Origin of the sequence: Candidatus Filomicrobium marinum (assembly GCF_000981545.1) — a bacterium.
Lineage (GTDB): Bacteria > Pseudomonadota > Alphaproteobacteria > Rhizobiales > Hyphomicrobiaceae > Filomicrobium > Filomicrobium insigne.
Genome location: NZ_LN829119.1, coordinates 3,403,179 through 3,429,408, shown reverse-complemented (window position 1 = coordinate 3,429,408; position 26,230 = coordinate 3,403,179). Strand labels below are relative to the sequence as shown.

Annotated in this window: 27 protein-coding genes; 16 read left to right on the top strand and 11 right to left on the bottom strand. The window is 57.4% G+C overall.

The genetic code is table 11. The annotated features are described in order from the left end of the window. Positions 1-26: 26 nt before the first annotated feature. Both YBN1229_RS16050 and YBN1229_RS16045 read right to left on the bottom strand, forming a co-directional pair. Entirely contained in the window at positions 27-1,043 is a 1,017-nt protein-coding gene (locus YBN1229_RS16050; protein ID WP_052744011.1) for a hypothetical protein, read from the bottom strand. 99 nt (positions 1,044-1,142) lie between these two features. Beyond that, a complete protein-coding gene (locus YBN1229_RS16045; protein ID WP_082101176.1) occupies positions 1,143-3,146 on the bottom strand; it encodes a vWA domain-containing protein in 2,004 nt (667 codons plus the stop codon). A gap of 107 nt (positions 3,147-3,253) precedes the next feature. On the opposite strand from YBN1229_RS16045, the gene YBN1229_RS16040 reads away from it, so the two are divergent. Continuing rightward, entirely contained in the window at positions 3,254-3,841 is a 588-nt protein-coding gene (locus YBN1229_RS16040; RefSeq protein WP_046480298.1) for a nitroreductase family protein, read from the top strand. A 48-nt stretch (positions 3,842-3,889) separates the two neighbouring features. Here the strand turns inward: YBN1229_RS16040 and YBN1229_RS16035 are convergent, their stop codons facing one another. Further along, entirely contained in the window at positions 3,890-4,672 is a 783-nt protein-coding gene (locus tag YBN1229_RS16035; protein WP_046478334.1) for an NAD kinase, read from the bottom strand. Between the two features lie 59 nt (positions 4,673-4,731). Here YBN1229_RS16035 and cutA point away from each other — a divergent pair, with 59 nt between their 5' ends. Next, complete coding sequence (gene cutA, locus YBN1229_RS16030) at positions 4,732-5,061, top strand: divalent-cation tolerance protein CutA (RefSeq protein WP_046478335.1); 330 nt, start codon at positions 4,732-4,734, stop codon at positions 5,059-5,061. A 34-nt stretch (positions 5,062-5,095) separates the two neighbouring features. On the opposite strand, the gene YBN1229_RS16025 is transcribed toward cutA, so the two are convergent. Beyond that, positions 5,096-6,157, bottom strand: coding sequence for a trypsin inhibitor-like cysteine-rich domain-containing protein (locus YBN1229_RS16025; protein WP_046478336.1), 1,062 nt, complete (start codon positions 6,155-6,157; stop codon positions 5,096-5,098). A 796-nt stretch (positions 6,158-6,953) separates the two neighbouring features. Here YBN1229_RS16025 and YBN1229_RS16020 point away from each other — a divergent pair. Then, the gene (locus YBN1229_RS16020) at positions 6,954-8,174 is read left to right on the top strand and encodes a hypothetical protein (RefSeq protein ID WP_046478337.1); all 1,221 of its coding nucleotides are present in this window, start codon (positions 6,954-6,956) and stop codon (positions 8,172-8,174) included. A 142-nt stretch (positions 8,175-8,316) separates the two neighbouring features. Here the strand turns inward: YBN1229_RS16020 and YBN1229_RS16015 are convergent, their stop codons facing one another. Then, a complete protein-coding gene (locus YBN1229_RS16015) occupies positions 8,317-10,434 on the bottom strand; it encodes a S9 family peptidase (protein WP_046478338.1) in 2,118 nt (705 codons plus the stop codon). A gap of 510 nt (positions 10,435-10,944) precedes the next feature. Between YBN1229_RS16015 and YBN1229_RS16010 the strand changes: the two genes are divergently transcribed. Continuing rightward, positions 10,945-11,352, top strand: coding sequence for a MucR family transcriptional regulator (locus YBN1229_RS16010; RefSeq protein WP_046478339.1), 408 nt, complete (start codon positions 10,945-10,947; stop codon positions 11,350-11,352). A gap of 40 nt (positions 11,353-11,392) precedes the next feature. Here the strand turns inward: YBN1229_RS16010 and YBN1229_RS18760 are convergent, their stop codons facing one another. Then, positions 11,393-11,749 (bottom strand): hypothetical protein, encoded by a 357-nt coding sequence (locus YBN1229_RS18760; protein ID WP_046478340.1) that lies wholly within the window; start codon positions 11,747-11,749, stop codon positions 11,393-11,395. A gap of 219 nt (positions 11,750-11,968) precedes the next feature. On the opposite strand from YBN1229_RS18760, the gene YBN1229_RS16000 reads away from it, so the two are divergent. Together YBN1229_RS16000 and YBN1229_RS15995 are read left to right on the top strand one after the other, a co-directional pair. Next, a complete protein-coding gene (locus YBN1229_RS16000) occupies positions 11,969-12,394 on the top strand; it encodes a helix-turn-helix domain-containing protein (RefSeq protein WP_244464902.1) in 426 nt (141 codons plus the stop codon). A gap of 29 nt (positions 12,395-12,423) precedes the next feature. Then, on the top strand, positions 12,424-13,275 hold the full coding sequence (locus YBN1229_RS15995) for a DUF6456 domain-containing protein (RefSeq protein ID WP_244464903.1): 852 nt from the start codon (positions 12,424-12,426) through the stop codon (positions 13,273-13,275). A 22-nt stretch (positions 13,276-13,297) separates the two neighbouring features. Here YBN1229_RS15995 and YBN1229_RS15990 read toward each other — a convergent pair whose 3' ends face one another. Then, positions 13,298-13,708 (bottom strand): SufE family protein, encoded by a 411-nt coding sequence (locus tag YBN1229_RS15990; RefSeq protein ID WP_046478341.1) that lies wholly within the window; start codon positions 13,706-13,708, stop codon positions 13,298-13,300. Positions 13,709-14,010: 302 nt separating this feature from the next. Between YBN1229_RS15990 and YBN1229_RS15985 the strand changes: the two genes are divergently transcribed. The 6 genes from YBN1229_RS15985 (at position 14,011) to YBN1229_RS19200 (ending at position 18,599) form a co-directional block, all read left to right on the top strand. Next, positions 14,011-14,433 (top strand): YciI family protein, encoded by a 423-nt coding sequence (locus tag YBN1229_RS15985; RefSeq protein WP_046478342.1) that lies wholly within the window; start codon positions 14,011-14,013, stop codon positions 14,431-14,433. 77 nt (positions 14,434-14,510) lie between these two features. Next, the gene (locus YBN1229_RS15980; protein WP_046480301.1) at positions 14,511-14,918 is read left to right on the top strand and encodes a VOC family protein; all 408 of its coding nucleotides are present in this window, start codon (positions 14,511-14,513) and stop codon (positions 14,916-14,918) included. A gap of 296 nt (positions 14,919-15,214) precedes the next feature. Further along, the gene (locus YBN1229_RS15975) at positions 15,215-16,180 is read left to right on the top strand and encodes an ABC-three component system protein (RefSeq protein ID WP_046478343.1); all 966 of its coding nucleotides are present in this window, start codon (positions 15,215-15,217) and stop codon (positions 16,178-16,180) included. Further along, positions 16,164-16,412, top strand: coding sequence for an ABC-three component system middle component 8 (locus YBN1229_RS15970; RefSeq protein ID WP_046478344.1), 249 nt, complete (start codon positions 16,164-16,166; stop codon positions 16,410-16,412). The genes YBN1229_RS15975 and YBN1229_RS15970 overlap by 17 nt, the downstream gene beginning before the upstream one ends. A gap of 148 nt (positions 16,413-16,560) precedes the next feature. After that, entirely contained in the window at positions 16,561-18,189 is a 1,629-nt protein-coding gene (locus YBN1229_RS15965; protein ID WP_244464904.1) for a DUF2326 domain-containing protein, read from the top strand. 125 nt (positions 18,190-18,314) lie between these two features. Continuing rightward, positions 18,315-18,599: a DoxX family protein gene (locus YBN1229_RS19200; RefSeq protein WP_244464905.1), complete on the top strand. Its 285-nt coding sequence runs from the start codon at positions 18,315-18,317 to the stop codon at positions 18,597-18,599. A gap of 745 nt (positions 18,600-19,344) precedes the next feature. Here YBN1229_RS19200 and YBN1229_RS15955 read toward each other — a convergent pair. The 4 genes from YBN1229_RS15955 to YBN1229_RS15940 form a co-directional block, all read right to left on the bottom strand. Then, positions 19,345-19,629, bottom strand: a complete 285-nt coding sequence (locus tag YBN1229_RS15955; protein WP_046478346.1) for a SelT/SelW/SelH family protein — start codon at positions 19,627-19,629, stop codon at positions 19,345-19,347. A gap of 9 nt (positions 19,630-19,638) precedes the next feature. Beyond that, the gene (locus YBN1229_RS15950) at positions 19,639-20,133 is read right to left on the bottom strand and encodes an AAC(3)-I family aminoglycoside N-acetyltransferase (RefSeq protein WP_046478347.1); all 495 of its coding nucleotides are present in this window, start codon (positions 20,131-20,133) and stop codon (positions 19,639-19,641) included. Positions 20,134-20,174: 41 nt separating this feature from the next. After that, entirely contained in the window at positions 20,175-20,465 is a 291-nt protein-coding gene (locus tag YBN1229_RS15945) for a hypothetical protein (RefSeq protein WP_046478348.1), read from the bottom strand. 255 nt (positions 20,466-20,720) lie between these two features. Next, positions 20,721-21,350 carry a TetR/AcrR family transcriptional regulator gene (locus tag YBN1229_RS15940; RefSeq protein WP_046478349.1) on the bottom strand — a complete coding sequence of 210 codons (630 nt, stop codon included), beginning with the start codon at positions 21,348-21,350 and terminating at the stop codon, positions 20,721-20,723. A 128-nt stretch (positions 21,351-21,478) separates the two neighbouring features. On the opposite strand from YBN1229_RS15940, the gene YBN1229_RS15935 reads away from it, so the two are divergent. The 4 genes from YBN1229_RS15935 to YBN1229_RS15920 all read left to right on the top strand — a co-directional run bounded on the left by YBN1229_RS15935 (position 21,479) and on the right by YBN1229_RS15920 (position 26,228). Next, on the top strand, positions 21,479-22,777 hold the full coding sequence (locus YBN1229_RS15935) for an HlyD family secretion protein (RefSeq protein ID WP_082101175.1): 1,299 nt from the start codon (positions 21,479-21,481) through the stop codon (positions 22,775-22,777). Between the two features lie 25 nt (positions 22,778-22,802). Further along, positions 22,803-24,374, top strand: a complete 1,572-nt coding sequence (locus YBN1229_RS15930; protein ID WP_046478350.1) for a DHA2 family efflux MFS transporter permease subunit — start codon at positions 22,803-22,805, stop codon at positions 24,372-24,374. Between the two features lie 171 nt (positions 24,375-24,545). Continuing rightward, positions 24,546-24,899 (top strand): YciI family protein, encoded by a 354-nt coding sequence (locus YBN1229_RS15925; protein ID WP_046478351.1) that lies wholly within the window; start codon positions 24,546-24,548, stop codon positions 24,897-24,899. 66 nt (positions 24,900-24,965) lie between these two features. Continuing rightward, entirely contained in the window at positions 24,966-26,228 is a 1,263-nt protein-coding gene (locus YBN1229_RS15920) for an RNA polymerase sigma factor (protein WP_046478352.1), read from the top strand. The last annotated feature ends 2 nt before the right edge of the window (positions 26,229-26,230 follow it).

The window sequence follows — 26,230 nt, the reverse complement described above, 5'->3', positions numbered from 1 at the left end:
GGTAAGCTGGTAGAGCGGCTTTCCGGTTACTGCATCAGGACTTCGATGCGCGCCATCTGTCCATCTTCGACCTGAAATTGTTGCTCGAAGATACGGCCGGCGTGATTTGCCGTAACTTTATAGGTTCCAGGCGCAAGGATATGGGTTGGAAGAGCGCCGACGCTGCGCTTGATGACTTCGCCTTCCGGGGTTGCGATCGTCCATTGTGTGGCAGGCTGAGCTTCGCCGCCTGGACGCGTTACCAGACCTAGCGTCACCTTTGCTGCGGCGTGGGATAGGGTGGCTTCCGTCAGTTTTCCCGCCTCCACGGTCACATCTGTTGCGATAACGGCGTTGCTGTCTCCGTACGTCGAAATAATGTGATAAATGCCGGCATTGAGACGGATGATGACGTTGGGTGTTGCTCCGCTCATGACGAGGTTTCGTTCGCCAAGCTGGTTTCGTTCGCCCTCATATATATCGAAGGACACAGTATTTTCCGTGGCGTTTTTGTCGGCGACGCGCGCTTGAACTCGCAGTCCACCTGCGTTGATGATGAACCTCTCAGTGGCGGTATCGCCTCCTTTGAAGGTCAGATTCCGAGTTAAATTCGCTCGACCGAAGGCTGCATTTACGATGTACTTGCCAGGTTTGAGCTGAAGCGACGGTCTGGCGGTGCGGTGCGTTTCAATCAGTTTCGGAGACACTTGCCAGTCGCCCGGGTCTTCGAATATGCGCCACGTTACGCCTTTGTCGATGTACTGCCCGTCGGCCGTTAACATCGCGACGAAGCGGACCTGTGCGACGTTATCTAAAGCATCGTTTTCGTCGTTCGAGGCTTCCGCCGGCGCCGGTGCGCTGCGCTTGATGATCGTTGTGTTTGTCGAAGATTGATCGGCCGGATCTGGTTGGTCGACGCTGATACCTGCGCCCCATTCATTGGGCTGCTCCATGGAAGGAGCGTTTTGCGCCAACGCCTGTGAACTGGCGGCGATGGCGCTGATAACGGCAGCGCCGCCCCACTTGCGGGCGGTGAGGAGGATGTGGCGGAGAGAGTTCGTCATAACGGTGGTCCGGGTTCGTCCGCGGATAAGCTGTTGCGGCTATAATAGTGCATACAGGCGGAAATCGGGACGCGGCAACTTTCGACAGTGGGGTCTTTGTTATTGCTCACTTAGTTTCGCGATAAGCGATTGGCCGTTGGCCAGTTCCACTGTGCCCTTCAATGTGCGGTCCCGGAGTTCGCAGCGTACCTCGTAGCGGCCCGGTGCCAAAAGCGCGCGTGGCGTATGTTGACTAGTGCGCCAGACGATCTGGCCGGAGGCTGAGCGGATTTCCCAGAAACGGTTTGTTGCTACGACTCCGGCGCCTTCAGCTATACGGAGCCGCAACTCGGCAGCTTGTGCCGCCAATGTGACGGATTTGTTCGTTCCGGGGGCGAGTTCGATGTCCTGCGTTACACTGACGTTGCGTGCGCCAATTTCAGCGACAATCCGGTAGCGTCCGGGCGGAAGGGTGAACTGTGGTGTCCGTTCCCAGCTCATTGCGACCTCTTGTGCGTAAGGTCCCTGCGAGAGAACTCGGTATACGATTGGGAATTCGCCGTTGCTAGGTCCCAGCGAGACATTTGCGACAACCTGCAAGCGTGCAGCATCTAAGATAATTGCGCGCTCCACAGTGCTCCCCGCACCAACGGCGATCTGGTCATACTTCTCGTAGAGACCGGAGCGGACCTTGACGTAATACGTCCCTGCCGGAACGGCCAGGATCGGTGAACTTGCCGCCGTGCGCAGCACCTCGCGACGGCCGCCGGGTGTATTGGGGTCATCGACGGATAAGTAATACGTCAAGTTGTCCGTTACCGGGGCCCCGCTGGCAGAAACCGCGCTTAGATGAAGCTGGCCTGCGCTTAGGTCCAGATTCACCGCTTCTATCTCGGCAGTTTTAATGGCGATGTCCCGTGTCACCCGACTTAATCCGCTCTCTGCCGTGATGCGATAATTGCCTGCGGGCAGCACAAATTCGCTCGATGGAGAAGGAATGACCATCAGCGGAGATGGTTTTGCTGCGCCGTTTGCTGCCGGCTCTGAGAGCCCCGCGACGCTTACGAGCACTGGAATCTTGGAAGTTTGATTGTTGCCAATTCGGGTTGCGACACGGGCGATACCTGCGGAAAAGCTGATCGTTACAGCTGTTGGTCCCTTTTCAGCGACTTCAGCGGTTTGGGTTGCCTTTGCCCGACCGAGGGCGGCTTCTACGATATATTTGCCTGCTGGTAACGGCACCGCGAATTGCGTTTCCAAAATGTCGAGAACGGGCTTCGATTTGTCATCTTCGCGAAAAATGCGCCAGTGGACGGGCTTGTCGACAGCTTGCGTGTCACCCAAAGTGGCTGAGACGACCAAATGCGGCGGGGCATCGGCGGGTATTTCCGGCAGCTTTTGCTTGGGTGTTTCTGGCTCTGCCCCCTTGCGTCGTGCGGGCGAGGGCGCGGGAACTCCGCTCGTCATAGCTAACGCTATGGCCTGATCAATCGCGCCACGCACTTCGGACAACGAGCGTACCGGGAAAACTTTGCCGCCCGTTGCTTCTGGAATACATGAAACTGCCGCCGTTTCGGTCGCATCGAGACCGAGAGAGACGAGATGAATGGGCATGCCGGGGTGGGCCGCCGCAATTCTTTGTGCAATCGTACAAGTATCCTGGCGGCAGTTGTCCGGACCGTCGTGTATCACGACCAGACTGGCACGGCGTCCAGGTTCAACTTCCTCTGCAGCACGCGACAGGGCATCGGCCAGAGGGCCCTTGCCACGCGGATTGAGACTGTTGATAGGTGCGATTGTCCGGTCTCTCGGACGAACGTCGGGCGGCAAAACCACATCGACCCCGTTACAGCCCCGGCCGAAGGTAACGAGCCCGGTTCGGGCGTTGAGATCCAGGGCCGGCAGCGCTTGGAGGAGAGCGTCACGTGCAGCGGCGTATTTGGCCTGCGATCCGCCAGGCAGCTGTCCCCACATTGATCCGGAACTGTCGAAAAGGATGATCAGCGTCGGGCCCGCGTCCGTTGTCTCGGCTGCGGTGACGGTTTGCCGAGCTGCAAATACTGCCAGAAGCAGCATGAGCAGGATGGAACGCCCTAGGGCTATGGAGAATCGCGCAGGTCTCATGGCGGAGATTGTAGCGGTTCGCGTTTGCGGAAGCGAGACAGCCCATTTAGGAGAGCATGCTCAAGGTAGAGCTTTGTCGCATCGATACGTTCAAGGACAAATACACAATGACGATAACACCGGATGCCGAGTTGCTGAATTTTTTGCGGACGCGCCGTTCAGCGAAGCCGGCAATGTTGATGGAACCCGGCCCCAGTGATGCGCAGCTTACGCAGATTCTGGAAATTGGCGCGCGGGTGCCGGATCACAAGAAATTGGCACCATGGCGTTTTATCGTTTTTGCCGGTGGTGCGCGCGGACAGGCGGGAGATGTGTTCGCGCAAGCATGTGTCGCGGAAGAAAGCGAGCCGCCGAGCGAAACTCGTATTATCTTTGAGCGGCAGCGCTTTGAACGGGCGCCCGTCGTGATTGCCGTCGTGTCCCGAGCCCAGAATATACCTGCTGTGCCGGAATGGGAGCAGGTTCTGTCGGCTGGAGCTTCCGCCTACAACTTATGCCTTGCCGCAAATGCCATGGGATTTGCGACAGCATGGATTACGGAGTGGGTTGCTTACAGCCCCATGGTCCGTGAGGCTTTTGGCATCGGGGCGGATGAGCGGATCGCCGGCTTCGTCTATATCGGCACCGCACAAGAGCGTCAGGCAGATCGTGATCGCCCGCTGCTGAGCGAACACGTTACGTACTGGCGCGCCTGATGGTGAGATGGGACGGGCCTCGTCGGGAATGAGCGAGGCCTCCTGTCGTCAATATCGGAATTGTTCAGCCAGAATTCGTTCGTCGAGGTCGTGGCCGGGATCGAACATCATCAGCAACTCGACATGATGCGCTTGTTCGATCTCGACGCGTTGGACGTCGCGAGTTTCGAAATGGTCGGCGACCGCACTGACCGGGCGTTTGTTTGGCTCAACAACTTCGATGACGATACGGGCGCTATTGGGCAGAAGGGCCCCGCGCCAGCGACGCGGTCGGAACGGACTGATCGGCGTTAACGCCAGCAAAGGCGCATTGATCGGCAAGATCGGGCCATAGGCTGACAGGTTGTAGGCTGTCGATCCGGCTGGCGTTGCAATCAGTACGCCATCACAGATCAATTCCTGCATGCGTACTTTACCGTCGACCGAAATGCGCAACTTGGCGGCCTGGTGTGTTTGACGGAAGAGGGAGACCTCATTGATTGCTAAGCTTTTGTGAGCTTTGCCGTTGCAATCGTAGGCGTGCATTGCGAGTGGGTGAATGCGTGAAATGCGCGCCGTGCGCAGCCGATCGGGAAGGTCGTCTTCCTGATATTCGTTCATCAGGAAACCAACCGAACCGCGATTCATACCGTAGATTGGAATGCGGCTGTTCATGTAGCGGTGCAGCGTTTGTAGCATCAAGCCGTCGCCTCCGAGGGCGACGATGGCGTCTGCGTCAGTCGGCGGCGAGTTGCCGTAGCGGTGAGCGAGCCGACGTAACGCATCGCGGGCCTCCGGCACACCAGAGGCGACGAAGGCAATACGTTCGAAGGTTTTGGCAGATTTGGACATCAGTCTGCTCGCGTAGGCCCCGATCAGATGGTTAAAAGAGGCAAGGAGGCTCGGTTGAGATGAGCGAGGTTGAAAAGATGGTCATGATCTACTCGACCTTTCCCGATACGGCTACCGCGAAGGACGTTGGCGGAAAGCTCGTCGATCATGGACTAGCGGCCTGCGTCAACATAATACCGCAGATGACGTCTATTTATCGTTGGGAGGGGGCGCTTACGACCGATTCCGAAGCGATTATGCTGATAAAAACACGGGCAGCATTGGCGGCGAAGGTGATTGCGGCTGTTGAGGTCGAGCATCCTTATGACACCCCCGCACTCCTGGTGTTCGAAGTCACGCATGGTGCACAGGGATATTTGGATTGGCTTGCGTCGCAGACGCAAGCCTAGTTGATGCTTGTTGCTGGGAAACCACACGCGAGTTTTAGAAAACGTCGCCGAAGGCTTGACGCATCAGCCGCTTTTGGCGGGTCTCCTTACTATAGCGCCGTCGGCTCGAGTGTTTTTTCGTGACGGTCACCGGCCGCTCGATCTCCACCGGCTGGTCGACGGGGTCTGCTACTGCGACTGCTGTCGCGGTACGTAGCTCAGGCCCACTGTCTTTTGGTGCCGGCATGATCTGGGGGAGTGCTGCACCACCGTCTGCCACTCCCTGCGTGACTGTTCCGCTGATTGGTCCTCCGACTGACATACGACCAGGAGGAGCTTCACGTGCTTCTGAGACGGATATCAGAGGTGGCAAATTGTTATAGCCGCTTGTCTCCACGTCGGCCTGCCATCCTGTTGTTGTCGAACGCTGCGCTAAACGTGGCGGGGCGAAAAGATTCGGACTGCTGTGCGACGTGTCCTGAGCGAATACCGTGTTGGGGACGCACTGGCCGTTCGCATTTTCAACCAGACCAGGGTCGCAACCTTCAGCGCATGTGTTTGCTGGATGGGCCTTTAACAGCGCGAGAAGTATTTCGTTGGGTTCTTCGATCGGGAGGGACGCGTTCACCTTGCGGACGAAGGCTTGCATGGCTCGTTTCGATGCTGGGCCCCAATCGCCGTCGAGATAGCCGTAATAACATCCGACACGCTTTAGTTCTTCTTGTACTTCGACAATACGCGTGAAACGCGCGTGCGGCGATGAATGGATTGCGTATGTCGTTCCGGTTTCTATCAATGTCGCCGGCGTAGTGGCCGCGATTCCTGTTGCGGGGCGGACAAGATTGCGGCGTGCGACCACAGTCGGTGGACCGTTATTTTCTGCAGAGATTACGCCGTTCTCTGCTGCGTCGTTCGAGCTTTGCGCAAACAAGGGCGAAGACGGCGAAAAGGAGCGCAGTTGGCGTTGAGCAGGCGCGCCCGTGCTGGAGGAGACGGGCGTTATAATTCTCGAGAGCTGACCGAGACGGACGTGGTCTTCCATCGCGTCAGGGAAAAATGAGTAGGCGCCAATGCCTAGCCCCGCTGCCAGCAAGAATAACCCAAACAGACTACGCATAACTAAGAACCCTGTACTGTGCGCCCGGTCGCTCCAGGTGAACGTGCGCGCGCCGTCGCGGTTCCGAATCCAACCGCTGCCTAAACCTCCTCAAATTCCCCGGACGTGATCCGCTTCAGAATAGTGCGTTCCCTGCCTGTTCGCTAGTCCTGATTGACTGGGCGGGGCGCAGATTGGGTCACGAATTGCTGAGCGATTGAGGCAGATGAAATTGCAGGCGGGGGGATTGCGTACCGAGATCAGCCCTCTTGTTGCATGCTTGCTACATTGGGGCCTTGTGGGCAGTGTGCTTCACCAAGTGTGGATGAATGGTGAGTCTTTTGGTGCTCTGTTGTTGATAGTTTGCTGGTGGGCCAGAGAATTGCGAAATTGGTGAATTTTGCGTGGTCGTTTGGCTCGCCATCTACGAAGCTGATTCTCTTAACAATAAGCTACGAATCGCGTAGTCCTCGGCGGAGAGGGGCATTCGTATTGCGTTAATTTCAAGTATCTCCCGCTCAGTTGAAAAACGTTCCACAGGTTGAATCAAGCGGCGATCGCTCCTGTGGATTGATGATCAAGAGAGGGAGTGTCCAGGTTCTAGTGCGTCTGCAAAGTCACGCTTCGATCTGCCTGCCGGTCACTATTTGGGGATGGTGCCGGGCGCTCACGGAAAGATCTGATGCGCGGTGATGTTTTTGACGCCGGTTCCGCGTGTTTCTGGATTGCCTGCAAGCCTCTTCTGCAGGACGCGTGCACGAGGCTGGATAGTTATTGTTTCGCGTCACACGCCAGCCCTACTGAGGGAAAGAGGGCTATGAGGCATGCTCTAGGGGTATTAGGAATTCTTGCCGCCGGTGTATTGTTGGCGGTATCAGCCGCCATGAATTGGCGGTTTGGCTTGAGTCTCGGTAGGACCGAGCTTGATGGCCAGATATATGGAGCGGCCAGCGCCGCCGCAGACTGTCTAAAGGCGCTGGTGCCATTTTTTCTGTTCGCCGCAATAAAAAACAAGGCGTGGAGCCAGGCGGCCGCGTCGCTCGTCGTGTGGACTGTCGTCACGGCGTATTCGCTCACTTCGGCGTTTGGTCATGCTGCTCTTAACCGCTTCGATGTTGCGGGTGAGCGCGCTCACGAGAAAACGCTGTATGAAAATTTGAGCGCTGATCTCGCGCGTGCCAAGGAGCAGCTCGGCTGGGTGCCGCAGCATCGCCCCGCTGGAACGGTTCAGGCCGAGATTGATGCTGCGAAGAATGAGCGACGTTGGGCTTCGACCAGCGGCTGTACGGATGTTACGGCTTCTAAGAGTCGAACCTTCTGTGAAGGCTATCACGCTCTTGTCTCGGAGTTGGCTTCAGCCGAGCAGGCATCTGTGCTTGAGACTCGCATTGCTGAAGTGCAAACCCAGCTTGGGAAGGTAGATAGCTCAAAGGCAATGACAGAGGCGGATCCGCAGGCTGCGGTGATTGCTAAGATTACGGGTTTCGATGTCGATAAGATCCAGCTTGCGATGACCTTGTTCATTGCTCTGCTGCTCGAGATCGGTTCCGGTTTCGGTATGTACATTGCCTTTAGTCAGTGGCGTCTCTACGAACGCCAAAGCCCGGCCGCGCCAATCTTGGCATCGGCCAGCACCGCCGCGGCAGCGGTGGCGGTCCCGAACCCAGCTGTGGTTCCGGTGCCCGTTGCGATTGAAAAGCCGCGTTCCGGCGCAAACGACAACATCAACAAGTCGATTGTGCCTCAGAGACTCGTTGCTCCAGAAAACGATGTGGAGCGCTTTTATAAGGAACGGATAGAAACACAGGATGGATCGAGCCTTACTGCAACTGCACTTTATGAAGACTACTGTGCTTGGTGTGAAGAACAGCAAAAGGAGCCTCTAGCACTTCCAACTTTCGGCCGAGATTTTGGAGAGTTGGGTATTCAGAAAGCGAAGATTGCAGGACGAGTCCGGTATATTGGTATCGCGTTACGCTCCGGAGCAGCGCTCGAGGAGGTTAAGAATACGCCGGCCTTCAAGGTACAGGCAGCCTGAGATCCAGGCATTCGGAGGGGCCCCGCAAGGGGCCTTTTCTTTTTTTACGAACGATCTTCAAGTTGCGAAAAAAGGGCAGTCCTGGGACTGCCCTTTTTTGTGGTTTGGATGGCTGCCGCTTTCGCGCATGAGCGCCTGAAATTTAGCTGACGGCGGTTTCGGTTTTGCCGGCGATCAACAATGCGAACGCATAATCGTGGGCTGTTTCTTTGAGTGCCGTGAAACGACCTGATGCTCCACTATGGCCAGCCTCCATGTTGATACGTAATAGGACCAGCTTGTCGGATGTATTGTGTTCCCGCAGCCTTGCGATCCATTTGGCAGGCTCCCAGTACGTGACGCGAGGATCTGTCAGTCCGGTATAGGCGAGGATGTGTGGATAGGGCTGGTCCTTCACGTTGTCGTAGGGGCTGTAGGAGCGGATGATTTCGAACTGCTCAGGGCTTTTCAGCGGATTGCCCCATTCCAGCCATTCAGGCGGGGTGAGCGGAAGTGTTGCGTCGAGCATCGTGTTTAGAACGTCGACAAAGGGCACGTCGGCGATAATGCCGAGAAACAGGTCTGGTGCCATGTTTGCGACGGCTCCCATGAGCATGCCTCCGGCGGACCCGCCGTTGGCAACTATGCGTCCGCGTTTGGTGAAGCCCTCACTGACCAAATGCTCTCCGGCCGCGATGAAATCCTTGAAGGTATTTGTCTTCTTTTCGAGCTTTCCGTCCGTGTACCAGCGATAGCCTTTTTCCTTGCCCCCACGAATATGGGCGATGGCATAGACAAAGCCTCGATCAACAAGTGACAAGCGCGTCGTGGAGAACGACGCCGGGATCGAAATCCCGTAAGAGCCATAGCCGTACAGAAGTGCGGGCGCGGAGCCGTCAAGCGGGGTGTCCTTGTGATACAGGAGGGAGACTGGAACTGTTTCCCCATTGGCAGTTGGCGCTTGCAGGCGTCGTGTCACGTAGTTGGCAGGGTTGTGGCCGCTGGGCACTTCCTGGCGTTTGCGCAATGTGCGTGCGCGGCTTTCCATATCGTAGTCATAGACCTCGGCGGGGGTGGTCATGGAGGAATACGTAAAGCGGATTGCCGTTGTGTCGTATTCGTAGCCGTGTGACAGGCCGAGCGCGTAGGCTTCTTCATCGAACGATATTTCATGCTCTGAGCTATCGTCGAATTTGGAGATGACGATACGCGGCAGGCCGTCTTCCCGTTCAAGCCGGACCAGATGATTTTTGTAGGCAACGGCCTCGATGATAAGGCGCCCAGGGCGATGCGGGATGATTTCGCGCCAGTTCTCTTGCCCAGGATTGTTGACGGGAGCCTCAACGATCCGGAAGTCTACCGCGTCGCCCGAATTGGTCAGGATTACAAGCGCATCATTGTGGTGCTCGATGCTATATTCATGGCCGGCTTGACGGGGAGCAACCAAGCGCGGTTCTGTGCTGGGATTGTCGGCGTCGATTAGGTAGACTTCGCTCGTTTGGTGATCGTGTGCGTCGATCAGAATGAAACGGGAAGACTGGGTCTTGCCGATTCCGACATAAAAGGCGCTGTCTGGCTCATGGTAGACTCGTACGTCGTCCGCGTGGGGTGTCCCTATAACGTGGCGGTAGACGGACAACGGACGGTGATTTTCATCAAGGCGCACATAGACGATCGTGTTGGAGTCGTTTGTCCAAACGAAATCGCCTCGCGTGTCGGGAATCACGTCTTCAAGATCTTGGCCCGTATCGAGGTCGCGAATACGGATCGTGTAAAGTTCCGAGCCCTTCTCGTCGACAGCATAGGCAAGGCGTTTGTGATCGGGGCTATGCTGGCTTCCGCCTAAACTCCAGTACGGCTTATCTTTCGCGAGCTCGTTTCCATCCAGCAGGATAGTGACGTCGCCGCCCTCACGGGGCTGGCGGCAAAGTTGCGGATATTGTCCCCCTGTGACGAAACGGTATGAGTAAGCCCATGATCCGTCGGGTGTGGGAACAGTGCTGTCATCCTCCTTGATCCGAGCCTTCATTTCGTCAAACAGCTCGGATTGTAACGTAGCGGTACTCGCAAGCGCGGCGTTGGTGTATTCGTTTTCGGCTTCGAGATGAGCTCGAATGGCGGAATCGAGCCTATCTGGTGCCCGCATCACTTCCTGCCAGTTTTCTGCCCGCAACCACGAATACTCGTCCTCGATCGTGATCCCGTGATGGGTAGCGGCAGTTGATTTGCGTGTGGCGCGCGGCGGCTTAATGCCGGTGGGCCGGAGGGAGTGAGCGGTCATGTTGGATGGCTCCGGTACGTGCTTTGTCGGATGCGGGTTAGCCGGTTGTTGTAACGGGGCGTAGCGGTTTGGGCCAGGGTGGGCGACGGAATTGAGCGAGTTGATATCCAACCACGAGGGTTTCGAAAGAGGGAAATTAAGTTTTCGACGATTGTGGCTAAGTATTTGATGTTAACTTGGTGGCGCAATGTCGCGCCTGGCTGAGGGCAACGTCAGTCATGAAAAACGGGGCAGTGTTGATGAATTCGTGAGGGGAGATTCACTGGTTTTGTAGTTCTCAGGTCATCGACGACTTGGTTTTTAGTTGACAATGGGGTTCCGCTATGACCAAGAAGGTGGCTCTTGGGATCTGTCGCGGAGACGCTCCAATTCTAGAACTCTTATAGAGTCTGTTTAGGCATTGCTAGCGTCTTAACGACAAAGACTGGCGAGATTTGTGGTATTGACTTGAAGTAAATTGCCGGGACGGCGCGCGAACTGTTCGCCTAACCCGCAATAGAGAGGACTGTTATGGAGAACTCTTCGCAGCCGGAACTCGTCGAACTGACCGCAAGAATCGTTTCGGCGTTCGTGAGCAACAATACCGTGGTCGCCACCGATGTCCCGCATTTGATCAGCGAGACGCACTTGGCTTTGAGCCGTGCTTCGGGTGGCGTGACCCCTCCGGAGCGGGAAGAGCTGCGACCCAAGGTGCCGGTCAAGAAGTCTGTTATGCCGGATCACATCATTTGTTTGGAAGACGGCAAGAAATTCAAATCCCTCAAGCGGCATTTGCGAACCCACTACAATCTGTCGCCGGAGGAATATCGCGAGAAGTGGGGTTTGCCGCACGATTATCCGATGGTCGCGCCGAACTACGCAAAGGCGCGCTCGGATCTGGCCAAGAAGATGGGTCTGGGCACGCGTCGCGAGAAGTAAACTGCAATATTGCGCGGGCCTTTAGAGTCCGCGATGCAAGTTAACGATCAGGAAGCGGTCTCGTGTTGAAGCGGGGCCGTTTTTCTTTGGTCTGAGGTCGTTGCCTGAGGTTGGCCGCATTATGCGCGGCGGCGAGGGTGCGATAGGCCGCGAGTAGTTCGGCATGCCGCGCTAAGTCATAAGCCCAGTGGCCGGCTATCCCGCGCTGCCGTTCAGCCCGAAGTGCTTTGCGAAGCTGGCGAAGCAATCGATCCATTGCCGCTGGGTCGTCGCCACTTGCGACGTCATAAGGCCAGACGGCGATGAGGCGCCGTAAACTCTCAAGAGTGCCCTGGACGATAGACGGGTTAGCTCGAGGGTGGACGGCGTGGATCGGGGGCGCTGTGTTGGGTGGCATTTTCAACTTTTCGGCTTTTGGAGCAGAGCTGAAATTGTCACCGATCCGTTGATGAGTGTGGACTAATATAACGGAATTACATGCGCTCCTGTGCATAGATTATGTTTTCTTATGTGAATACATGTGATTTTTCGACTTATCCCCATCACCTAGATATCCTCTAGGCTGTATATATCACATCAATTGGCCCGATTACTTCAAGGTTTCCGAGTCATTACCATGGTGATGAACAGTATGATGGATGTTGGGTTTCATTACTTGCCGTCACTTGTTGAGAGCGGAGCTCCCCCGCCGGGGCCAGCGCCTTACTGCGAGGCTGTCATGAAGACCCGGCGATGCGTCATCGAAGTCGCGGTGAGCCAAGTGTTCGGCGTTGCGCTTTCCGATCTGCGAGGGGTTACGCGTGGCCGCGCGAAAGTGGCGTTGGCGCGTCAGGTGGCGATGTATCTGGCTCACGTGGTTTGCGGCATGAGCCTCACGCAGGTGGGGCGAACTTTTGAGCGCGACCGCACGACCGTTGCCCATGCGTGCGGGCTGGTTGAGGATCGCCGTGACGATCCGAGCTTCGATCGCATCCTGGAGCTTCTGGAGCGTGTCACCGTTGCCGTGACGTCGCCGCGATTTGATCCTGCCGTGAATCTTTGACCTCCTTTCGTCAGTAAAAAGAGGTGCTGATGGCTGAGAATGCCAGAGAGCTTCCGCGTGATGCCTCGACGCGCCGAGCGCTGAAAAAGCTTTCATTGCGGACTGCGCTCGCAGAGGAAACGGATGATGGGGGCGTCACCATCCTCGCGGAGCGGGACGGTCAGGATGGTCTGACGGCTTGCGGCGAGATCCAACCGGATCTGTGGGCGAACTTCGTCCGTCGCGGCTGGGTTGTCCGCGAGACGGAGGGACGATGGCGCCTTGCCAATGCCGGCCGAATTCATCTCAAGAGACTTATGAGCAGGGGAGAGGGGCTCTCTGATCTGACAGCTGCTTCGCATCCACCTAAGACTTCGGGGGGAGGGCGTGCCCGGCCGGAGATGAACTTGGCGGAAAGTCCGCTGGCGTGGCTGCGCCGGCGCACCGACCGGCACGGGCAACCGTTGATTTCTCAGGCGCAGTTTGAAGCGGGTGAGCGTCTGCGGGCAGATTTTGAACGTGGGAGTATGGGCGCTCGGGTTACGGCCAACTGGAGCAGTACCGGTGGTGTGACGCCGGGTTCGGTTGGGCCTGACCGAGAGATCGCGCTGCGCGGGCATGCGCTTGCCGCGCGCGAGCGTGTTCGGGCGGCGTTATCGGCAACAGGGCCGGAGCTTTCTGGAATTCTGGTTGACGTTTGTTGTCACCTGAAGGGGCTTGCCGATGTCGAGCGTGGTGCGGGGTGGCCGCAACGCACGGCCAAGGTTGTGCTGCTGCTCGCACTGACGACGCTTGCCCGGCATTACGGAATGATCGGCCAAGCGGACGGGCATATGGGCGGCGACCGCATCCGGCACTGGGGTGCCGCTGACTTCCGACCCGAGGGTGATGTTGCGGGTTAGCTCGACAAGACGCGTGCCGCTATTACGTGCTGGCGGCGGCGAGTTGAGCGTCGGCGCGGATGCGCTCCACCATGGATGAGAACCCGTTGGAGCGCTGCGGGGTGAGGTGTTCTTTCAGCCCTAAGTCGGCGAAGACCGCGCGGGCATCGGTTTTCAGAATGTGGTCCGGCGTCTGGTTCTGATAGATGGCGAACAGGATTGCGATGAGGCCGCGCACGATGTGGGCATCGCTATCGCCGATGATCTGCAGGCGGCCATCTTCCGTCGTGGTTGCGAGCCAGACCTGGCTGGCGCAGCCGCGGACCTTGTTTGTGTCCGTCTTCAGCTCCGGGCTCATTTCCGGCAGCGCCTTGCCCAGCTCGATGACGTAGCGGTAGCGGTCTTCCCAATCGTCGAGAAGGGCAAAGTCGTCACTGATTTCGGCAAGGGTCATGGGCTGCAATCAAATTTTTCGGGATTTCAGGACTACGGCGCGACGCTGCTCGATGCGCGGTGCGCCGTACGGTGTTCACGCTTTAGATAATGTGTTTGGGCGTGCGGAGCAATGAATCGCCCATTTTGCCTTCTCTCCGGCGTGCCAGGCCGCCGCTTCAGCCCCGATTTTACGGGGCGAAGTCCCACTCTCGACCTCTTTTTCAAAAAAAATTCCACCGGGATGTCGATTTGGTCGTTTCCCGTTCGTCGTATGAGCAGGACGGCCAGTGGGGCTGCCTTGGATCATAAGGAGACGAGACAATGCGTGTGATGGTTTTTGTGAAGGCGACGACGGACAGCGAAGAAGGCGTCATGCCGCCGGCGGAATTGCTCGTCGAGATGGGCAAGTACAACGAAGAGCTGGTCAATGCCGGCATTATGCTGGCGGGCGATGGTCTCAAGCCCTCATCGCAAGGAAAGCGGGTCGCGTTTGACGGGCCGGGGCGCACCGTGATCGACGGGCCGTTCGCGGAGACGCGCGAGTTGGTCGCCGGGTACTGGATGTGGGACGTCAAGGACATGGCCGAGGCCGTGGAGTGGGTGAAGCGCTGCCCCAATCCGATGATGGGCCCGAGCGAGATCGAGATCCGCCCGGTTTACGAGATGGCCGACTTCAACGAGATCATGACGCCCGAAGCGGAGGCGGTGCACGACCGGGTTCGAGACAAGCTGGAGGGCAAGTGAGACGGATCTGATCCAGGAGCGCGGCCTCTCCGGCCGCGCTCGCTACGAGATGAACCCATAACGAAGGGATGCCCGAAATGCCCAAGATGATCTTCCTCAATCTGCCGGTGAAAGACCTCGCCGCCGCGACCCGCTTTTATGAAGCGATCGGATGCACGAAGAACGACCAGTTCAGCGATGAGAACGCGTCGTCCATGATGTGGTCGGACGCAATCGTGTTTCATCTGCTGACGCACGACTATTTCTCGACGTTCGCGCATAAGCCGATTGCCGATGCGCACAGAAGTGTCGGCATGCTGATCGCCTTGTCGTGTGGCCGGCGCTCGGATGTGGACGAGATGGTGGACGCTGCCGCGGCGGCGGGTGGCACGGCCGATCCGCGTGAACCTCAAGACATGGGCTTCATGTACGTGCGCAGCTTTGTCGATCTCGACGGGCACGTGTTCGAGCCGGCGTGGATGGATATGTCGGCGATGGGTCAGTGAAGGGAGTGCGCGGAGCGGGTGCGGTTGAGATGGCCGCGCCGCTCGGAAGATTGGTGGTGGGAAGGGGTGAGCGTATCAGACAAGAGCATTGTGTGGCAAAACCGCACCGTTTCAATTAGCAATATCGATGCCACGATGCCTGTCCCGTTGGTGAAAAGCCGTTGTGGGTTGAGGTTCTAGATCCCCGCTTCGATAACTCTCCATACCCAAAAGGCCATTGTTCCGTAAACGTACAGGCATGGGCCAGTTTGCGCTTGTACGTTAGACTTCGGCCGGGACCGACGGGGGGAGGCTTTATGAAATACGCCTACGAGGATCTTAGTGATAAGCAGTTTGAACAACTTGTCCTGTTCATATGCCAAAGCCTCCTTGGCGTGGGAGTTCAAGGCTTCTCGGATGGTCGTGATGGCGGACGTGATGCCAAATTCGTCGGTACGGCTGAACGCCATCCAAGCAAAAGTTCACCTTGGACCGGAACAACGATCATTCAGGCGAAACACACTAACGGATATAATCGCCATTTTGCTGAAACCGATTTCTTTAATCCAAAATCCGAGAAAACTATCCTGGGCAAGGAAATTCTCAGAATTCGTACCCTGCGCAATTCTAATGAGCTGGACAACTACATGCTGTTCGCAAATCGGCGCCTCGCAGGCGGAATAGAAGCAAAAATCAGGGGCCACATCTCCAACTCTTGCGATATGTCGGTTGAATGTATTGCACTTTACGGAGTCGAACAGCTTGAGATTTTTCTGAGGACTTTCCCCGAAATTCCAGAAAAGGTTCAACTCGATCCAATCGACTCTCCGTTGATTGTAAGTCCCAATGATCTTGCGGAGGTTGTGCAGGCTATCGCCCAGTCCCAGCATGAGCTTGCCAAGGCGGTGGATGACCCGCCAACCGAGCGGGTTTCGTATGCCGACAAGAACGCTGTTAACGACATGACGGCTGACTATGCCAAATTCCAACAGAGAAAGTATCTCAAAGAGACTCAGCAGATTGCTACCTTCTTGGCGGCTCCAGAAAATGTCGAATTGTTGGAGTTGTACAATTCCGTTGTTGATGAGTTCCAGTCGAAGATAATAGCGAAACGCAAGGACTACCAGAACTTCGATGAAGTGATGGAGTACTTGATAGATCTCTTGTACGCTCGCGATCCTATTCTGCGACAGAAGCACCACAAGCGGATCACCAGGGCCGTTCTTTTTTACATGTACTGGAACTGCGACATTGGGAAGGTGCCTGATGTTGCGGCCAACTAAGCACTCCCATCCGGATCGCACGGTGCTCAACGTAGCGCTGGTTCTCCTGGCGCGTCTACGCAGCAAGAGGGTGGAGGATTATGATGCGCTTCGTACATACGCCAAAGCAAAGGTTCTGGGCGGTGAGGTGCTCTTTCTCCCGGCACTGAACTTTCTCTACGTCATGGGTGTTGTCGAATACAGACCTAAGACTGATGCGTTCGAGTATGTAGGTCCCAATGAAGCTGTCTAAGCTCTACTCGAACAAGCCCGTGGTATTCCGGCCGATCACCTTTGTGACCGGCGTTAATGTCGTGCTCGGCGAAATCCGTCTGCCAGAGAACCAAAACAAGGACACCCACAACCTCGGCAAGAGCACTGTCGGGCGTCTCCTTGACTTTATGCTGCTCGCGGGCCGTGACCCGAAGTTTTTCCTCTTAAAGCACTCTAATCTATTCAACGACTTCGTGTTTTTCCTAGAGATCCAACTATTCGATGGTACATTCGTTACTATCCGGAGATCCGTTGCAGAAGTTACGAAGATTAGCTTCAAGAAGCATGAAACTGCTGGGCAAGACTACAATAGGCTTCCGGAGTCGGGCTGGGATCACAGCAGCGTGGCCTTCGACCGATCAAAGGAAATTCTTGATGGGTTGCTAGATTGGAGATCGTTGAAGCCATACGATTTTCGCAAAGGATTGGGCTATCAGCTACGCTCTCAGGACGATTACCGAGACGTATTTCAGCTTAGGCGCTTTGCTGGCGGTCACGCGGACTGGAAGCCTTACCTTGCTCATGTTCTTGGCTTCAACTCAGAGCTAATCTCCAAGCGCTATGAGAAGGAGAAGCGGCTTAAAGAAAGAAAAGCCACGGCTCAGACGTTGAAACATGAGCTAGGCGACTCGGTCGATGACATCAGTAAGGTAGATGGCCTTTTGCTGCTTAAGCGCCAGGAGGTCGAGAAGAAGCAGATCTTGCTTGATGCGTTTGATTTTCGGAATCGCGATAGGCAGGCGAACAAACAGCTGGTCGATGAGCTTGATGAACAGATCGCGGCGCTAAACAGCAAGCGCTATTCCCTTACTCAGAGCCGAAAGAAGATTGTTGCGTCGCTCGAAGAAGACGCGATCATGTTCAATCCGGATGAAGCAGCCAAGTTGTTCCAGGAAGCGGGCATTCTGTTTCATGGGCAGATTAAGAGGGATTATGAGCAGCTAATTGCATTTAACCGAGCTATCACCGACGAACGCCGTCAATACCTTATCGAGGAAAGGAATGATATCGATACCGACTTAAAGCGGATCACTGCCGAACTAAATTCTCTTGGTAAACTGCGATCTGAAACGCTGTCATTCTTAACCAGCGCAGATGTCTTCGCCAAGTATAAGCGGGCCTCGGACGAATTGGCCACTCTCAAGGCAGAAATTCTCGATCTCAATCGTCAGAGAGATCTATTGCTGCGCCTGCAGCTCCTGGCCACCGAAATCAGAAGGCTCAGCGATGAAATTGCGCAACTGCGACAGGAAATTGACGCAGACGTAAACAATCAGCACAATCCGGATACTCTGTTCTCGCGTATTCGTCTGCTTTTTAACGAAATTGTTGAAGAGGTTATCGACCGCAAGGCGATCCTCAGCGTTCATACGAACAAAGAGGGGCACCTCGAATTCAAAGCGGAAATCCTGGATGAATCGGGAAACTCGAGCAGTGCCGACGCAGGCTTCACCTACAGGAAACTCCTATGCATCGCGTTCGACCTTGCCGTGCTCCGCTGCCATCTCGAAGACAAGTTTCCGCGATTCGTCTTTCACGACGGGGTGTTCGAGTCCTTGGATCCGCGTAAAAAGGTCAAGCTTCTCGGGGAGATTCGACGATTAGCAAATGAGGGCCTACAGCCTGTTATCACCTTGATTGACGCAGAGTTGCCCTCTGGAGATGCAGAAACGGTGAAGTTGGAAGACGCAGAAATCATCCTCACCCTTCATGACGAGGGTGATGATGGACGCCTATTTCGTATGCCCCCGTGGTAGCGGGGCCCGATTGAGTTCAGCCGTCCTCCGTTACTGTTCCACGATCACCCCAAATCTTCAGTGTGCAACTCCCCCCCACAATCCGTATACATCTCGGCCGCTAGCCATATTACCAGGAGACCACGATGCGTACGCGCGCGATGCTTTGGGTGGGGTGGGGGCTGTCCGGTCTATTTGCTCTGTTTATGCTTGGTGCGTCCGTGACGCCGAAGCTGGCGCAGATGCCGATTGCGGAAGAGACGATGGCGCAGCTCGGCTGGCCGCCGGGCTATGCGTTCATGATCGGGATCATCGAGCTGGTTTGCGTCGTGCTCTTTCTGATCCCACGGACCAGTTTTTTCCGTGCTTCTTATCGGAAAACCGGTTCCCACTTTTCCGGAAGCATTCTCGTGTGCTCGGCGCGGTGCTGATGATGGTGCTGGTCGGCGGCGCGATGGCGACGCAGATCCGCGCGGAGAGCCCGCTCTTCAGCCACTTTTTTAGTGTTTAACTGGCTGTTCAGCCTGTCTATCTGGGGCTTGTCATGTGGGGCGGGCTGTGGCTGCGCGATGCGCGGGTACGGGCGGTGTTTCCGTTTATGCGGTAGGCGTGCCTTCTCGTGTCGTCCCGGCACTTGTTGCCGGGACCCAAGGTGCTACTGGGGCTTCCGTTCGCCGGTTGTGCTCCACTGCTGCCGCCGCGCACGCTGAACCTTGGATCCCGTGGACAAGCCACGGGATGACATGTTGTCGGGGTTCCGAGTGCAACATCCGCGAGACCCTCTACCGTCGTCCCGGCACAGGTCACGGGATGACACATTCCCTACCGTCATCCCGGCATTTATTGCCGGGATCCAACTCTCGGCCGGGGAGGCTGCTGTGCGGTTGTGCTTCACCCTTTGCGTCGGCGACTGCTGGGCCTTGGATCCCGCGAATACTTGTTTGCCGCGCCTCCGGCACGAGTCGCGGGATGACATGTTGTCGGGGTTCGGAGCGCAACTGCCGTACATCCCCTACCGTCGTCCCGGCACTTGTTGCCGGTGGCGTGGCTGGAAGGAAGTTACCGGGACCCAACTCTCGGCTGGGGTGTCCGTTCGCTGGTTGTGCTCCACCGCTACCACGGAGCCTGCTGGACCTTGGATACCGGGGACGAGCCCCGGTATGACATATGGTTCGGTTAGGGCGTATCGGAATGGCCGAGGCTGCGGTCGGGGGCGATCAGATCGCGGACGCGCTGCTTCAATTCCTTCGTCTCCGGGAAGCGGCCTTCCGCCTTGCGCGACCAGATGACGTCGCCGTCAAGACGCACCTCGAAGACGCCGCCGGTCGTGTCCGGCGTGAGGGTCACGGAGCCCAGGTCTTCGGCAAAGGTGGTCAAAAGCTCCTGCGCCATCCAGGAGGCGCGCAGGCCCCAGCCGCATAACCGGCAGTAGGTGATTTCAACGTGTGGGCTCACGGGCATGGTGACACCTCATTCGGACCCGGCTGTTCCCGGGCTTGGCCTTTTCTCCACCGCGATGTCGAAGTGCAGGACGTCTTCGCGGAGCCCGAGTTTTGTGTAAAGCGCGATGGCCGGGTCGTCGACATGGTCGGCCTGGACGTAGATGACCCATGCGGCGCGTTCGGCGGCGTGGGCGCGCAGGTGTTCGATGAGGGCGGTGGCGATGCCCTGTCGGCGATGGGCTTCATGGACGGCGAGGTCGTAGATGTAGACTTCGCGGCGCGCCTGCTCGAACTTTTCGAGTTCGTAGGCGACGAGGGCGCCGACGACGTCTTCGCCGGAGAGTGCGACGAGGGCCACGACATGCTCCTTGGCGAGCAGAGTTGTGACGTAGGCATCGTCTGGCGGCGCGGCGCCATAGGTGTCGGGCTCCGCGAAGACCTCGCCGAACAAGGCGTTCATCTTGCGGAAAAGGGGGAGATCGGCAGGGCCGAGGCGGCGGATGGCGGCGGGCTCAGATGACATGCGCCTAGCTGTAACACGGCGGCGCGGGAGGGCAACGCGGATCAGAAGACCGGCTTGATCTTGTCCAGGGCGGCGATGCCGGTGTCGGCATCTGCCTTCCTCACCCAGCGGTGGGTGATGACGTGGTAGCCGTCCTGGTGGATCGAGAGATACTGGGTCGCGCCCGGACGGAAGATCTGTGGCCGTGAAGTCCCGTCCCGATTAAAGACCGCGTTGGGGTTGCTGATTACCAGTTGACGCTGGCCGGAGTCGACGGTGAAGCGTGTGTGCGCGCAGTATTCGATTTTGCCGACTTCCTTGCCATCGACCCTGATCGTCGACGTGTAGGTCATGATCTTGCCGCCGGTGAGGTAGTTGATCGGCGCGCATTGGAAGTAGGCGACGACCGTCGTCCGCCCGCCTTGCAGTTTTGCGAGTTCATGCCCGCGCCAAAACTCTTTCGGAAAAGCATAACCTGGAAATCCTCCGGACGCTGACGAACATATCTTCCTTGGGCGGAGGACTTGCTTCCGGCAATAGGATCTGTGCCAGGTTGCCGTTTCTGACTGTGGGCAAGTGGCTGGGGCGCAACGTGATGCGTTGAGCTTTTACCGCTTGCCGTAGGATGCCATGAACGTGCGCACGGCGATGCCGATCACGTGGGCGATGCGTTCGTCGCTTGGTGCGGGGGCGGCGGCGAACAGGACCGGCTTGAACATCGTCGACTGACATGAGTCGAGGAACTGCGCGGCGGCAACCTCGCAGTCGTCAATGGCGACGACACCGGCTTTCACCTGAGCCTCAAGGTATTGCGAGAGGCGCTGGATCCCATATTGGGGGCCGAACTCGTAGAACTTGCGGCCGATTTCCGGCATGCGCTCGGCGATGCCGATGACAGTGCGCAGTGCTGACATGGCGGAGGGCTGGCAGAGGAAGCGGACGTAGGCGTCGCCGAGGCGCGTGAGAACGGCTTCGACGTTGTGATCGCTGGCATCCAGGGCGAAGACCTGCTGCGCCTGGCCAGCGCGCTCGTCCTCGACGATGGCTTCGAACAAGCTCTCCTTATTTTCGAAGTAGACATAGAGCGTGCCCTTCGACACGCCCGCGACGCGCGCGATTTCGCCCATGCTGGCCGCATCGAAGCCGTGGGTCAGGAAGAGCTGTCGCGCGCCTTCCATGATCTGCCGTCGCTTGGCGCTTTCTTCGACGGCCGGTGCGTCGGTGACCTTGCTCGACATTTTGTGATCGCTCCGGAGGTGAGTGTGATGACCGAACCGTTCAGTCAGTATTGACGTAGGCGTATAAGATGGCTAAGTCAAGCCATGACTGAACGGTTCGGTCAATCATGATTTAAGCAGGCGAATACATGCTAAAGGTTCGTGATAACAATGAGCTAAAGTCTTTCGAGGACGGCGATGTGCCGGTCTCGGAGCCGGATTTCACGCCTTCGTCCCTGACTGTCGAAGCGAAGGGGCCGCGTGTTGTGCCCCCGCCTGCAGACCCTGAGAGCCGCGAGGCGGAGAAGGCGCCTCAAGATGCGCCGGGGGCGAAGCCCGACGCGGAGGCTTCTCCGCCTGCGCCAGCCAAGCGGCATCGGCTGCGGCGGCTTGTGATTGTTGCGGTTGCGTTGATCGCGCTGGGCGCTGGCGGCTGGTATGGACATTACTGGTGGACGACGGGCCGTTTCCTCGTTTCGACCGATGACGCTTATGTGGGCGCGCACACGGCGACGCTGGCGGCCAAGGTTTCAGGCTACATTTCTTCCATTGATGTTCGCGATAACCAGGAGGTGCATCCGGGTGAGGTGATCGCGCGTATCGATGACGGTGACTACAAGCTGGCGGTTCAGTCCGCCCGCGATAACGTGGCGATCCAGCAAGCTGCGATCGCGCGGATCGGCAAGCAAGTGGACGCCCAGGACGCAGCAGTTTCACAGGCCAAGGCTCAGCTTATTTCCGCCAACGCCGCAGCCAAACAAGCCGAACTTGAATTGGTGCGTCAGCAGCAACTCGCAAATCGTGATTATGCCAGCCGGCAGGCGCTGGAGCAGGCGCAGGCGAACCGTGATCAGACGGCGGCGGCTGTGGAAGGGGCGAAGGCCGGTGTGACGGCGGCGGAGACCAATGTGGCTGTGCTCAAGGCGCAGCAGCAGGAAGCCGAGCGGACACTCAAGCAACAGCAGACCGCACTGGCCAAGGCTGAGCGGGATCTGTCCTTCACTGTAATTCGCGCGCCGATTGATGGCGTGATCGGAAACCGCGCCATGCAGGTGGGCGACTACGTGCAGCCGGGGCAGCGTCTCGCGGCGCTGGTGCCACTGGATGACGTCTATATCGATGCGAATTTCAAGGAGACGCAGCTTGCCGATCTGCGTCCGGGGCAGCCGGTCACCGTGTCAGTGGACGCGCTTCCTGATCATGACCTCAAGGGCAGCGTTGTGAGTGTGGCGCCGGCTTCAGGCTCGGTCTTCTCCCTACTGCCGCCGGATAATGCGACAGGCAACTTCACCAAAATCGTACAGCGCATCCCGGTGCGGATCCGTGTGCCGGTCTCGGACAAGAAGCATGAGCTTTTGCGGCCCGGTATGTCGGTCGTCGTAACGGTGGATGCGAAGCCAGGCGCGACCGAGGGGGCCTCTGTCGCTGCAGTTCAAAGCGTCAAGTAAGTGTGAGAGATAAGCGAGCCATGCCATGGCCGATACGAACGGAATATCTTCAGAGATTGCTGACGATCGCATAGATCCGCGCCGGCTCATCGCGTTCCTGACAATGGTATTCGGGATGTTCATGGCGATCCTGGACATCCAGATCGTTTCGGCGTCGCTGACGGAGATCCAGGCTGGTCTCGCAGCGAGCAGTAATGAGATCACCTGGGTTCAGACAGCGTACCTCATCGCCGAAGTGGTGATGATCCCGTTGTCGGGGTTCCTGTCTCGCGCGCTGGGGACGCGCATCCTGTTCGCCGTTTCTGCGGGAGGCTTTGCGGCTGCTAGCCTCATGTGCGGGCTTTCGACCTCTATCAACGAGATGATCATATGGCGCGCCATTCAGGGGTTCATCGGCGGCGGTATGATCCCGACGGTTTTCGCCTCAGCCTACCTGATTTTTCCGCGGTCGCGCATGAATGTGATTGTACCGTTGATCGGGTTGGTTGCGACATTGGCACCGACGATCGGTCCGACGGTGGGAGGTTACCTCACCAATATCCTGTCATGGCACTGGTTGTTCTTCATCAACGTTATTCCGGGTATCTGTGTGGCGATCGCCGCATTGGCTCTCATTGATTTCGATGAGCCCGATTTCAGTCTCTTCAATACTTTCGACTGGTTTGGCTTGTTGTTTATGGCTGGGTTCCTAGGCGGCCTCCAATATGTTCTGGAAGAGGGGCCGCGCAATGACTGGTTCGGTGACGATGCCGTTCTCGTTATGGCGTGGGTTTCCGGGCTTTCGGCGATTGCGTTCTTTGTGCGGGTTTTGACAGCGCGCACGCCCATTGTCGATCTGTCGTCCTTCCAAAACCGCAACTTCGCAGTGGGCTCGCTCTTCTCGTTTGTGCTTGGCATCGGTCTTTATGGGTTGACGTATCTCTATCCCATCTACCTCGGCCAGATCCGTGGGTATGACGCACTCATGATTGGCGAGACGATGTTTGTGTCCGGTTTGGCCATGTTCCTCACTGCTCCGGTGGCCGGGCGGTTGATGCCGGTAGTCGACAAGCGCTTGATGCTGATGGTGGGCTTTCTGTTTTTCGCGGTTGGCACGTGGTGGATGACGTATCTGACCAGCGATTGGGATTTCTATGAGCTTTTATGGCCGCAGATCTTCCGTGGCGTTGGGCTGATGCTGTCAATCATTCCGATCAACGACATCGCGCTTGGCACTCTGCCGCCTGAGCGGGTGAAGAATGCTTCGGGCCTGTTCAACTTGATGCGCAACCTTGGTGGTGCCGTAGGTCTTGCGGGACTGACGACGGTCTTGAATGATCGCACGGATCTCCACTTGGCGCGTTTGCACGAGTCGATCACCTGGTCGCGGCCAGTCGTAGAAGAGACGCTCAACATGCTGACGGAGCGTTTTCACTCTTTCGGTAGCGATGCGCATGCCATGGCGCTCAAGCAGCTGATGCAGATCACGCATCAGCAAGGTGTCGTCATGGCCTTTTCCGATGTGTTTTTGCTGCTGACGCTGCTCTTTGCCGGCCTCGCGTTGCTTTCGCTTCTGGTCAGCAAGCCGAAGGCGGCTGCCGGTGGCGCGGCACATTAAGCACGGTGGGTGGGCACTCCACCGTCGGAAAAAAAATCGCTCGAGGAAAAAAAACATCCATCGTGCCGATCCGGGTGTTGCTCGTTCGACGTTAGGGCAGCGCCGGCCTAATTCTCCCGCGTTAAAACCGCAAATGTCGGTTCATAACCGGATGCAGAAGGATGAGTGACGATGAAATTCCTATCGATGGTCAAGTCTGCGGAGCACCAAGGGCCGCCGCCCATGGTGCTGATGGAAGCGGTCGGTGGTCTCGTAGAGGAGGCGACGAAGGCGGGTATCGTCATCAATGTGGGTGGGCTAATGCCGAGCCAGATGGGCGCTCGTGTCCGTCTCTCCAATGGCAAATTGAGTGTGACCGATGGCCCATTTGTAGAGGCCAGAGAGGTTATTGGGGGATGTACCATGTTTGAGTTGAAGAGCAAGGAAGAGGCGATTGATTGGGCTAAACGTCTTCTGGCTCTGCATCTGGAGCATTGGCCGGAACGGGAAGGTGAGTGTGAAATTCGCCAAATTGCCTCGGAATAGGGAAACCTCTTCAGTCCATTAGGCGAAAAGTTGCCTGGATGCGGTGAGTTGCGATAGTCGGTAGCCATGACTGCTACCGACGTTCAAGCGAGCATTGACGCCATCTGGCGTATCGAGCAGGCCCGGCTTATTGCCGGGCTCGTGCGGATTGTGCGCGATGTGGATCGTGCAGAAGAGCTGGCTCAGGAAGCGCTTGTGGCCGCGCTGGTGGAATGGCCGAAAACCGGTGTGCCCGTAAAGCCCGGAGCGTGGTTGATGGCTGCAGCGAAACGCCGAGCCATCGACGGGTTTCGCCGCGACAAGATGCTGGAGCGCAAACATGCGGAGATTGGACGAGATCAGGAGAACGTTCGCGACACGAGCATAGAAAAGATCGAGACCGCCATGGACGATGATCTTGGCGATGAACTCTTAGGGCTGATCTTCACCGCATGCCACCCGATTTTATCGGCTCAGGCGCGCGCGGCTCTCACGCTGCGGCTGATCGGCGGGCTTTCGACGGATGAGATTGCCCGTGCCTTCCTTTCGAGTGAAGCGACTGTGGCGCAGCGGATCGTCCGGGCGAAGAAGACGATCGGGAAGGCGGGTCTAACTTTTGAGGTGCCGCGCGGGGCGGCCCTTCAGGAACGATTGGCTTCGGTCTTGGAGGTTATCTACCTCATTTTCAATGAGGGTTATGCGGCGACCGCCGGGGAGGATTTGATCCGTCCGGCCTTGTGTACGGAGGCTCAGCGTCTTGGCCGTATCCTTGCCGCCGCTCTTTCAGATGAGGCGGAAGTCTTCGGTCTGCTTGCGCTTATGGAAATTCAGGCATCGCGCCTGGGAGCCCGCACAGCGACGGATGGTTCGCTTCTGACACTGAACGAACAGAACCGCGCGCGCTGGGATCAACTTTTGATCCGGCGAGGGCTCGCCGCATTGGAGCGCGCTCAGGCGCTTGGAGGTGCACATTCGCCCTATACGCTGCAGGCAGCGCTTGCCGCTTGTCATGCGCGGGCTCGTCGGGTTGAGGAGACCGACTGGGAGCGGATTTGCTCACTTTACGACACGCTGCGTGAGGTCATGCCATCACCCGTGGTCGATCTGAATAGGGCGGTTGCGCATAGCATGGCGTTTGGCCCTGAGGCCGGATTGGTGCTGCTGGATGCGATTGAACAGGCGGAGGCGTTGGGTGGCTATGCCCCTTTGCCGGCGGCCCGGGGTGACTTTCTCTTCCGTGCGGGGCGGTTAGGAGAGGCCAAGACCGAATTTGAGCGCGCTGCGGTTCTGACCCGCAATTCCCGCGAGAAGGCGTTCCTTCTCGCGCGTGCGCGCTCTTGCGAGCGGTGACC